Here is a 10,950-nt window from a genome sequence, read left to right as displayed (position 1 = left end):
GGGCGGAGGCGGTCGTGACAGCCATGGAGGAACACATTCTGCGAGGTGGGAGGAGGTGGGGCCAGAAGAGGGGCAGGCGAGGGGTGTGGCTAGCCGATGGCGCGCAGGAACTCGATCGAGCGGCGGGCGACGTCGGGCGCGTCGAGTGAGCCGCCCTGGATCTCCACGGAGACCAGGCCGCGGTGGTTCAGCGCGCGCAGGGCGTCAAGGACGGGCGGGAAGTCGATCTCGCCGGCGCCGAGTTCGAGGTGCCGGTGGATGCCGCGCCGCATGTCCTCGATCTGCACATTGCGCAGCAGCGGCGCCGCGTCACGCACACAGTCGAGCACGGAACGATTCTCCACACAGTGCGCGTGGCCGATGTCCAGGGTGATCCCGAACAGCTCGTGCCCGTCGACCAGCCGGGCGAGCCGCAGGCAGCGCTCCACGGTGTCGACGAACATGTACGGCTCCGGCTCGAAGGCCAGCGCCACCCCGTACGTCTCCGCCGTCTCCAGCACGGTCTCGACACCGGCCGCGAGCCGCTTCCACGCGTCCCGCTCCGGCAGCCCGTCCGGCGCCGGGCCGCTGCACAGATGCACGGTGGGCGACCCGAGGTCGGCGGCGATACGCAGGGCGCGCCGCAGCAGGTCGATCCTCGTCTCGGAGCCGTCGGACATCAGCGTGGGCAGGTGCTTGCCCCACGGGTCGAGGAAGTACGGCGCGCCGGTCTCCACCGTCACGTCCAGCTCGCGGCGCGCGAGTTGCCGTGCGAGCTCGCTGACGCGGCGGGGCAGGTCGTCGGCGTACGGGTCGAGATGGCCGTGGTCGAGGGTGAGCGCGACGCCGTCGTAGCCGAGGTCGGCGAGGACGGCGAGGACGTCGGAGAGCCGGTGATGCGTGAAGCCGTTGGTGCCGTAGCCGAACTTGAGGGGTGTGGAGGGAGAGAGGGAGGGAGCAGTGGGGGGAGGTCTCATGGTGCGGGTTCCTCACACGGAGGTGTGGTGGGTCTCAGGTGGGCGATATGCGCCGGGCGAGCCGTCGCGCGAGGGGATGGATCACACCGAGCGCCGCGGCCACCCCCGGCGCCCCGCCGCGCGCGGTCAACGCGGCTTGCAGAGGCATCAGCCCAAGAATCCCGGCCCCCACGGCCCGCCGCACATTCTCCCCCGACGGCCGACGAACGGCACGGACTTGGGCGGACCCATAGGTCCCGAGATAGCCAAGCGCACCGACGGCGGCGACGACAGCCGGGAGCTTCTTGGAAGAAACGGCACCGACAACGGCCTTAAGGGGCGCGGGGAACTGCGCGACAAGCCCCGACGGCGCAGCAGACGCACGACGCCCCTTCGCGGCACCCCGGATGGCGCCTTGCTCAACCGGGACGGCCGCCGCCAGGGCCGTCACCGCCGACACCGCAAACGTCGCCGAAGGCACCCGCACCGGCGCCCCGCCGACCTCATGCCGACTGAGCGCCATCAACGTCCCGGTGTGCACCCCCACCACCCCGGCAGGCACCGCGGCCCGCCGCAGCGCGACACCGACCGCCTCCGCACCGGCCCCCGGCACAACCGCCCCGGCCAGCACATCCAGCACTCGAGCCCCCGCCATGGCGAAGCCCCCCGCCGGCGTCGACTTCAGCTTCAGGTCGTACGCCCACACCAGCCCCGCCAGGGGAAGCGCGACACCCACACTGCGCCGCCCCCCGGACGCGGCGGCAAGGCCGATCCCCGCCGCCGTGAGCGTCCCGGCCACGGCGAGCGCGGTGCGCCGCGGCACCCGCCCCGACGGCACCGGCCGCCCCGGCCGCTCGACGGAGTCCACCGCGGCGTCGGCGTAGTCGTTGAGGGCCATGCCTGCCCAGTAGAGGCAGACGGAGGAACCGATCACTCCGAGGGTACGGGCGCCCAGCGGGCGGCCGGCGGCGGCCGCTCCCGCGATCACGTCGCCGGGGACACTCAGCGCGGCCGGCGCTCTGACGAGCAGGGCAAGGTCGGTGAGGCGCACGGCAGACCGGGACCCACAGCGGGCAACCGCTTTCCGATCTTTCATGGGCCGCACCCTACTCGCGGCTGTTGACCATTCAGGTACCTACCCCCCGGTAAGAGGAGTGACAAAGAAGACACGGAATTCTCTTACCGTCCAACCCGAACTCCAGGTAAACGTGGACCGTTTGAGCAGTCTCACGGCTCCCCGTCTCACGGCTTCCGTCTCACGGTTCCTGCCGCAACCGCCGCCACACCGCCTTGGCGGCGTTGTGCCCCGACATGCCGTGCACGCCAGGTCCGGGCGGGGTCGCCGACGAGCAGATGAAGACGGCCGGGTGCGGAGTGCGGTAGGGGAAGAGCGACAGCCTGGGCCGGAGCAGGAGTTGGAGCCCGGAGGCAGCGCCGGAGGCGATGTCGCCGCCGACGTAGTTGGCGTTGCGGGCGGCGAGTTCGGCGGGGCCGGCCGTCGCGCGGGCGAGGACGCGGTCGCGGAACCCCGGGGCGAAGCGCTCCAGTTGGCGTTCCAGGGCGTCGGTGAGGTCTCCGGTCCAGCCGTTCGGCACATGTCCGTAGGCCCAGAAGACGTGCTTGCCCTCGGGTGCCCGGGTGGGGTCGGCGACACTGGGCTGCACCGTGATCATGAACGGCTTGTCGGGTGCCCGGCCCTCCCGTGACGCGGCGCGCAGCGCGGCGCCGATCTCCGCGCTGCTCCCGCCGACCTGTACGGTGCCGGCCCGCCGCGCCTCCGGCGAGGTCCACGGCACCGGGCCGTCCAGGGCGTAGTCGATCTTGAAGGCGGCGGCGCCGTAGCGGTAGTTCTCGTAGTAGCTGCCGAAGCCGGCGATACGGGCCAGCGCGGTGGGTGAGGTGTCGAAGATGTAGGCGCGGGCCGGCGGCAGGTCGTCGAGCCGCTTGACCTCGTAGTCGGTGTGGACGGTGCCGCCGAGGTCCTTCAGATAGGCGGTGAGTGCGTCGGAGATGGACTGGGAGCCGCCACGGGCCACGGGCCAGCCGCGGGCGTGGGCGGCGAGGGCGAAGACCAGTCCGATGGCGCCGGTGGCGAAGCCGCCCAGCGGGGCGATGACATGTGCGACGAGACCGGCGAAGAGTGTCCTGGCCCGCTCGTCGCGGAAGCGCCGCGTCAGCCAGGTCGACGGGGGCAGGCCGACCAGGCCGAACCGGGCGAGGGTGACCGGGTCCCGGGGCAGCGCGGTGAGGGGCAGGGACATGAAGTCCCGGGCCAGGGTGTCCCACTTGGCGAGGAACGGCTCGACCAGCCTGCGGTAGGTGCCGGCGTCGCGCGGGCCGAACGACGCGGCGGTCTCGGCGACGGACCGGGAGAGCACGGCGGCGCTGCCGTCGGTGAAGGGGTGCGCCATGGGCAGTTCGGCGTGCAGCCACTGAAGGCCGTAGCGGTCGAGCGGCATGGTGCGGAACACGGGCGAGTTGATGCCCAGGGGATGCGCGCCGGAGCACGGGTCGTGCCGGAAGCCGGGGAGGGTCAGCTCCTCGGTGCGGGCTCCGCCGCCGACGGTGTCACGCGCCTCGAACACGGCCACGGAGAAGCCGCGGCGGGCCAGCTCCACGGCAGCGGTCAGTCCGTTCGGCCCCGCACCCACCACGACCGCATCGAGCATCGACGGCACCTTCGGACTCCTTCGTCAGCCGATGGCCTTGAAGGATCAGGATATGCCGGGCCACTGACAGCGCAGGGGCGCGGGTAGAGTCCGCCGGGTGACGCGCCGCTTCCGTTTCCCTGTGCCGGAGGACGACCTGTGGCACTGGTTCGAGCTGGGTGAAGCCGGTCAGGTGTCGCGGCAGATCACCTTCCGGGGGCCTGGTTCGGTGCCCGTGGTGGCGGTCGAACCGGTCGAGATGGCGCTGACACGGCAGGCGTCCGGTGAGTGGGGTGTGCGGCTGTACGAGACCGTGTACGGGGTGCCGGTGCCCGCACCGGTGGTGGAGCCGCCGGGCACCCGGTCGGTCGACGCCCGGGATTTCGATGTGGCGTGGGGCCGTGCCCGGTCCTTCCGCCAGTGCGACGTCCGCCATGACACCGGTCCCCTGCCGGTCGGGACGCGTCTGACCGGGACCTTCGCCGTGTCGCCCTGGGGTCCCGGTGTCACGGGGGTCTTCGTCGACGTCGGTCTGCCCGCCGCCGGCTTCGTGGACGCCCTGGTGCTGCTGCGGGCGGAGTGCGAGTGGCCCGCGGAGGGCACCCCCGCCGAGTTCGAGGTGGTCGACCTCCGCCTCGGCGGGGGCCGCCCGCAGATCAGGCTGCGCCCGACAGCAGTGCCCGCACCCGGCGAGCCGTGGCCGCGTCCCGGGCCGTCGTGAACGGCAGGGCGTTGCCGCCCGTGATGCGGAAGGGCTCGCCTGCGCGGGTCAGGTGGGCGCCGCCCGCCTCCTCGACGAGGAGGATGCCCGCGGCGTGGTCCCAGGCCAGCTCCCAGCTGAACGCGGTCGCGTCCAACTCGCCCCGGGCGACGGCGAGATACTCGAGCCCCGCCGAACCGCAGGGGCGCGGCTCGATCCCGTCGGTCCACAGGCCCAGCAGGTCGCGCTTCTGTTCGTCGGTCGTGTAGTCCGGGTGGGAGGTGGCGACGCGCAGGTCCCGGCCCGGGTCCGGCGCGCCGGAGCGCAGCGGCACGCCGTCGAGGTGGGCGCCCTTGCCCCGTATCGCCGTGGCCAATTGGTCGCGGGCGGGGGCGTAGATCCAGGAGGCGAGCACGACGCCCTTTTGCGCGAGCGCGACCAGCGTGCAGAAGCCGGGGTCGCCGTGCACGAACTGGCGGGTGCCGTCGACCGGGTCGACGATCCAGACCGGCGCGTCACCCTGGAGCGCCTCGTACGACGCCGGATCGGCGTCCACCGCCTCCTCGCCGACCACGACCGAGCCGGGCAGCAGCGCGCCGAGCACCTCGGTGAGGTACTTCTCCGCGAGCCGGTCGGCGTCCGTCACCAGGTCGTGCGGTCCGGCCTTCTGGTCGACCTCGTGGTCGGCCAGCTGCCGGAAACGGGGCATGATCTCGGCCGCGGCCGCCTTGCGGACCGCTTCTTCCACGTCTGCCGCATGCCGGGCGAGAAACTCGTCGATGGTTTCGTTGTCTTCGATCACCCCTCCATGAGAGCACGCCCCACTGACAATCCCCGCCCGCCGGATGGCCGGCGGATGGCGTGGGACTGAACATGAGGGGCGGACATCAGCAGGTCAGCGGCCGACCGCGTACCCCTGCATCCCCCGCGGGTTCGCCGCCGCCGACAGCACCCCGGTCTCCGGGTCCCTCGCGACCGCGCACAGCCGCCCCTCGGACCAGGCGTCGCCGACCGTCACGTCGTGGCCACGGCGCCGCAGCTCCTCCACCACCTCGGCGTCCATCCGCGATTCCACCGTGACGCTCCCCGGTCGCATCCCGCGCGGGTAGAAGGAGCCCGGGAAGCTGTCGTTGTGCCAGTTCGGGGCGTCGATCGCGCCCTGGAGGTCGAGTCCGCCGCGGATCGGGGCGCGCAGGGCGACCGCGAGGAGGAAGTGCAGCTGCCACTGGTCCTGCTGGTCCCCGCCGGGCGTGCCGAAGGCCATCACGGGCACACCGTCGCGCAGGGCGATCGAGGGCGTGAGCGTCGTACGGGGCCGTCGTCCGGGCGTCAGCGAGTTCGGCAGGCCCTCCTCCAGCCAGGTCATCTGGAGCCGGGTGCCCAGCGGGAAGCCCAGTTCGGGCACGACCGGGTTGGACTGGAGCCAGCCGCCGCTGGGGGTCGCCGCGATCATGTTGCCCCAGCGGTCGACTATGTCGAGGTGGCAGGTGTCGCCACGGGTGGCGCCGTCCGCGGAGACGTCGGGCTCGCCCGGCACCGGTGACGTCGGGCGCTTGGCGACCGTCGGTTCGCCCACGCCCAGCACGTCGAAGCCGGGTTCGTCGGAGGCCACCACGCGCGCGTGGGCGCACAGCCGCGGGGCGCGTCCGCCCGGGCTGCCGGGCCGCAGCTCGTGGGAGGCCTTCTCGCCGACCAGCTCGCGCCGGGCCGCGTTGTAGTCCGCCGACAGCAGCTCGTCGAGCGGCACCTCGGCCGCGTCGCCGTACCAGGCCTCCCGGTCGGCCATGGCCAGCTTGCAGCCCTCGATCAGCAGATGGACGTACTCGGCGGACCCGTACCGGGGCAGCTCCGGCGGAAGCAGCGCGAGCTGCTGGAGGAGCACCGGGCCCTGGCTCCAGGGGCCGGCCTTGCACACGGTCCAGCCGTTGAAGTCGTACGTCGCCGGCGCCTCGTAGGTCGCGGACCAGCCGGCGAGGTCGGCGGCCGTGAGCGTGCCGGAGTGCCGTTCGCCGCTGGTGTCCATGGTGGGCCGCTGGGCCTGCCGTACCAGGGCCTCGGCGATGAATCCGGTCCGCCACACCTCGCGCGCGGCCTCGATCTGCGCGACCCGGTCCCCGGCACCGGCGACCTCGTCGAGGAGCCGCTTCCAGGTGGCGGCGAGGGCGGGGTTGCGCAGCAGTTCCCCGGGCCGGGGTGCCTTCCCGCCGGGCAGGTACACCTCGGCCGACGAGGTCCACTCCGTCTCGAACAGTTCCCGCACGGTCTCGACGGTCTCGCCGACCCGCTCCACGGGCGCGTGTCCGTGTTCCGCGTAGTCGATGGCGTACTGGAGCACTTCGGCGAGCGTCCGCGTGCCGTGGTCCCGCAGCAGCAGCATCCAGGCGTCGAACGCGCCGGGCACGGCGGCGGCGAGCGGTCCCGTGCCGGGCACGAGGTCCAGCCCGAGGCTCCGGTAGTGCGCGACGGACGCCCCGGCCGGTGCCACGCCCTGCCCGCACAGCACGCGCACCTCGCAGCCCGCCGGGGCGACGAGGATCGGCACCTCACCGGCCGGCCCGTTGAGATGCGGCTCGACGACATGCAGCACGAACGCCCCGGCCACGGCGGCGTCATAGGCGTTGCCCCCGCGTTCCAGCACGGCCATCGCGGACTGCGAGGCGAGCCAGTGGGTGGAGGACACCATGCCGAAGGTGCCCTGGAGGGTGGGGCGGGTGGTGAACATACGGCCTCTCACCTCGCTGTTTGCGCGCATCGGTCCGTCCGATCGGCGCTCAGGAACCATCCTGGGGAGATCTGGGGAGATCTGGGAGTTCGGGACAGGACCCACGTTCCCCTGATCACTTCACCGAGCAGGCTATCGATCTGCCCTGCGCTCCTTCTCCCCTGCCTCAGTCCGAACTCCCCTGCCTCGGTCCGAAAGACCCGATGCCCTTCAGACTCCTGCTCGGGCTGTCGGCAACAGGAAGCTGCGGCGTTCGTCGTCGGTGAGTCGGCGGAAGACGCGGGACCGGGCGCGTCCGAGCAGGGTGTCCATATCGGGAGCGGGTTCCCAGATTCGTACGCTGCGGTCCCGGGAGACGGTGGCCAGGTGTGAGCCGTCCGGATGCCATGCCAGACCGTTGACCTGGTCGTCGTGGACCCCCACGACGGTCAGCTCTCGGCCGTCGTCCGGGTTCCAGAGCCGCACGGTGCGGTCCCAGGACACGGTGGCCAGGTGCCGCCCGTCAGGTGACCAGGCGACGCCTTGAACGCGTTCCTGGTGCCCTGTCATGGTGACGAGCTCGGCACCGCTGAACGGGTCCCAGAGGCGAATGGTGCGATCCCGGGAGCCGGTGGCGAGCCGACGGCCATCAGGTGACCAGGCGACGCGCCACGCGTAGTCCGTGTGCCCGTGCAAGGTCGTCACGGCCGTCCCCCGGTGGGCGTCCCAGACACAGAGCGCCTTGTCGGTCGACGAGGTGGCGAGGTGGCGGCTGTCGGGAGACCACGCGGCCCCGCCCATCCAGTACCTGTCCCCGCGGAGCACCGTGAGTTCGTTGCCGTCCGAGGCATCCCAGATACGGGTGGTGCTGTCGCGCGATGCCGTGGCGATCCGGGTGCCGTCAGGGGACCAGGAGACCGTCGTGAGTTCGTCGTCGTGGCCGCGCAGCACGGCGAGCTGCGTCCGGTCGTGGACGTCCCAGATTCGGGCGGCGGCGCCACGGGAGGCGGTGACCAGCCGCTCGCCGTCGGGGGACCATGCCAGGTCGGAGACGGCGCCTTCGTGTCTCAGCGTGGCCACCGCGGAGTTCTGTGCGACGTCCCAGATCACGGCCGTGCCGTCCTGGGAGGCGGTGGCGAGGCGGGTGCCGTCGGGCGACCAGGAGACGCTCTGGACCGAGTCGTCGTGGCCGAGCAGGGTGCCGGTCCGGCTGCCGCGCGGAGTGGCGTCCCAGATGGCCACGGTCCGGTCGCGGGAGACGGTGGCGATACGGTGGCCGTGCCAGGCGATGCCGTTGACGCTGTCGGTGTGGCCGACCAGCAGTGATTCCTCACCTGTGCCCGCATCCCAGACGCGAACCGTGCGGTCGTCGTCTCCGACGGCGATGCGGCGGCCGTCGGGGGACCATGTCACGCAGGTCAGCGGTGTCAGCGAGGTGAGTGTCCGGGCCTGCGGCTCGTCCCCTTCTTCCGCTGCTTCGGCGATGTTCCAGACCAGAGCCGTGCGGTCCTCCGACACCGACGTGAGACGGCGGCCGTCGGGGGACCAGGCGACGGCCGAGACACCGGCCCGGTGGCCGGTCAGTTCGGTGGTGCGCCCGCCGGGTGCCAGGGACCAGACGCGCACCGTGCCGTCGTCCGACGCGCTGGCGAGTTGCCGTCGGTCGAGTGACCAGGCCAGGGCCCACACCGGCAGCTCGTGGCCGGTCAGCACGGTCAGTTCGGCATGCGTCTGCGCGTCCCAGATCCGCACGGTACGGTCGCTGCTCGCCGTGGCGAGCCGGTCGCCGTCCGGTGACCACGCGAGAGCCCCGACGCTGTCGTCATGACCGGTGAGCACGCCGAGTGCGGCCCAGGTCTCGGCGTCCCAGACGGTGACGGTACGGTCCCGTGAGACGGCGGCCAGCCGCTTCCCGTCGGGTGACCAGGCCACGGCGTACAGCCTGTCGCCGTGGACATGGGTGAGGACGACGGGGTCCGCGGCCCCTTGGGCGTCCCAGATCCGGATGGTGCCGTCGTCCGACGCGGTCGCCAGGCGCGACCCGTCGGGAGACCAGGCCACGGCGTTGACGTCCTGTTCGTGGCCCCGGAAGACCGCACGTCGCCGGGAGGCGCCCAGAGCGGTGTGCAGTGCCTGTTGGGCCGCCGAGGTGGGCGCGCACTCCTCGATGGCGGCGAGCGCCGCGAGGATCGCCAACTCCGGGTCGCGTTCGGCGCTTTCCAGAGCCCGGTGGGCGACCGCGTCGGCGACACGTTCCATGGAGATTCTGTCCTGGCGGATGGAGCGTTCCAGAAAGGCGGCGCCGAGCGGGACGCCGGTGAGGGCTTCGGGCGCGTCGTCCGCCCATGCGCGTGCGACGGCCAGCCGTTCGCCGCTCAGCAGATAGGCGTCCTGCCGTCCCGAGCGTTCCCAGTCCTGTGCCCACCTTTCCAGCTCCGTACGGCGCCGCAGCTTGTCCGTACTGGCCGCGACAGCTTGACGCAGCGGAGCCCACTGCCGGAAGAGCGCCTCGTGGGCGACGTCCAGCACGGCATTGTCGCTGGTGAGCAGGCGTCCGGTGACGAACGCGTCGGTCACGGCGCGCTCTTCGGGCGTGAGGTCCTCGCGGTGCACGCGGCGGCGAGTCGGTTCGCCGTGCTCCAGGGTCACGAATTTCAGCAGTGTGGGGAGCACCGGCGTGTCCGCGTCGGCCGTACGCAGGTCGGCGGTGATCCGGTCCGCCTGCTCGGACAGTGCCCCGGCGACCGCGCCAAGGCGACGGTAGTCGTCCTCCGTCACCGCCCCGCCGGAGCCGACCCGCAGGAAGAGTTCCTGGAGGGTGTACGCCAGCAGCGGCAGGGCGTCCCCACCTCCGGTGTCGTCCACCATCCGTGCCACGACCCCGGGAGCGAAGCTCAGGCCCGCCTGTTCCGCGGGTTTCTCGATCACCTCGAACAGCTCGGTGCGACCGAGCACGCCGACCAGCGTCGGCTGGTGAAGCAGCGCGGCGTGTCCGGTCCCCAGGAAGTCGGTCAGGAAATCCGATCGCAAGGTGGCCACCACCCACAGATGCGGGTCCGCCGCGAGCGACTCCTTGATCAGCGAGAGGAACGTGTCCCGGTCCTGTGCTCCGGTCAACGTGAGGAGTTCCTCGAGCTGGTCGACGACCAGGAGCACCGGCGCGGCACGTCCGCCCCGCGCCGTGCGCAGCCGGTCCAGGCACCGTCGTACGCCCGCGGGGCCCTGGGCCAGTTCTGTCCGGACCTGCTCGACGGTCATGTCGGGCAGCGCCGCGGCAAGACTCGACGTGAAGCTCGCCAGCGGATCGGCGCCCGGTGCGAACGGTGGCGTGGTCACCCAGAGGCCGCGCCGCCGTCCCAGGGCGGGCAGCAGCCCCGCCCGCACCAGTGAGGACTTGCCGCTCCCCGAGGGACCGATCACCGCGACGAACCGGTGCGCACGGGCCGGGGCGGACGGGTTGAGCCTGCCGACGAGATCCCTGATCTCCCGGTCGCGGCCGAAGAACACACCGGCATCGTCCTCGGTGAAAGCCTCCAGCCCGGGGTACGGCGGCTGCGCGGAGTTCCACGTCCGGGTGATCGCGACGGGCCGCTCCAGGAAGTGCAGCCAGACCTGCCCCGCGACGAGGAGCAAGAGCACGACCGCGACCAAGGGCACCGACCATTCCCGCAACAGGCGCAGCAGCCACGGGACGTGATCGGTCCGACTGGTGGCGTAGTTGACCGCCATGCCCAACAGCGCGCCGAGCAGCATGAGCAGGACGTCCAGGACAAGCTTTATCGGACGACGGTCCACGCATCCCCCACCAGAATTCAGAGTCCGCTGTCACTCCACGCGCGCGAGCCAACCCTATGCATGGACATGCTTCACGCCTGGAAGGCCGAGCGGCCGCGCCGGGAACAGTCGGTCCGGTCGGCGCGGTTGCATCGACGGAGGGGACCGGCGCCGCCCGGACCAAGACGTATT

7 protein-coding genes are annotated in these 10,950 nt (G+C 72.1%); 1 reads left to right on the top strand and 6 read right to left on the bottom strand.

The features are described from left to right. Positions 1 to 89 precede the first annotated feature (89 nt). The 3 genes from L0P92_RS21315 to L0P92_RS21305 form a co-directional block, all read right to left on the bottom strand. Positions 90 to 956 carry a sugar phosphate isomerase/epimerase family protein gene (locus tag L0P92_RS21315; RefSeq protein WP_234764397.1) on the bottom strand — a complete coding sequence of 289 codons (867 nt, stop codon included), beginning with the start codon at positions 954 to 956 and terminating at the stop codon, positions 90 to 92. A 34-nt stretch (positions 957 to 990) separates the two neighbouring features. Beyond that, a complete protein-coding gene (locus L0P92_RS21310; protein WP_234764396.1) occupies positions 991 to 1,986 on the bottom strand; it encodes an SCO3242 family prenyltransferase in 996 nt (331 codons plus the stop codon). 205 nt (positions 1,987 to 2,191) lie between these two features. Continuing rightward, positions 2,192 to 3,604 carry a phytoene desaturase family protein gene (locus tag L0P92_RS21305; protein ID WP_234764395.1) on the bottom strand — a complete coding sequence of 471 codons (1,413 nt, stop codon included), beginning with the start codon at positions 3,602 to 3,604 and terminating at the stop codon, positions 2,192 to 2,194. 97 nt (positions 3,605 to 3,701) lie between these two features. Between L0P92_RS21305 and L0P92_RS21300 the strand changes: the two genes are divergently transcribed. Next, on the top strand, positions 3,702 to 4,304 hold the full coding sequence (locus L0P92_RS21300; protein ID WP_234764394.1) for a hypothetical protein: 603 nt from the start codon (positions 3,702 to 3,704) through the stop codon (positions 4,302 to 4,304). Here the strand turns inward: L0P92_RS21300 and L0P92_RS21295 are convergent. The 3 genes from L0P92_RS21295 to L0P92_RS21285 all read right to left on the bottom strand — a co-directional run bounded on the left by L0P92_RS21295 (position 4,240) and on the right by L0P92_RS21285 (position 10,779). Next, positions 4,240 to 5,085: an inositol monophosphatase family protein gene (locus tag L0P92_RS21295; protein ID WP_234764393.1), complete on the bottom strand. Its 846-nt coding sequence runs from the start codon at positions 5,083 to 5,085 to the stop codon at positions 4,240 to 4,242. The two genes, L0P92_RS21300 and L0P92_RS21295, sit on opposite strands and share 65 nt — an antisense overlap. A 93-nt stretch (positions 5,086 to 5,178) precedes the next feature. Continuing rightward, positions 5,179 to 7,005, bottom strand: a complete 1,827-nt coding sequence (locus L0P92_RS21290; RefSeq protein WP_234764392.1) for a gamma-glutamyltransferase family protein — start codon at positions 7,003 to 7,005, stop codon at positions 5,179 to 5,181. 210 nt (positions 7,006 to 7,215) lie between these two features. After that, positions 7,216 to 10,779 (bottom strand): nSTAND1 domain-containing NTPase, encoded by a 3,564-nt coding sequence (locus tag L0P92_RS21285; protein WP_234764391.1) that lies wholly within the window; start codon positions 10,777 to 10,779, stop codon positions 7,216 to 7,218. Between the last annotated feature and the right edge of the window lie 171 nt (positions 10,780 to 10,950).

The organism is Streptomyces muensis, from assembly GCF_021474425.1.
GTDB classification, from domain to species: Bacteria; Actinomycetota; Actinomycetes; order Streptomycetales; family Streptomycetaceae; genus Streptomyces; species Streptomyces muensis.
This window is presented reverse-complemented; position numbering and strand designations above follow the sequence as displayed.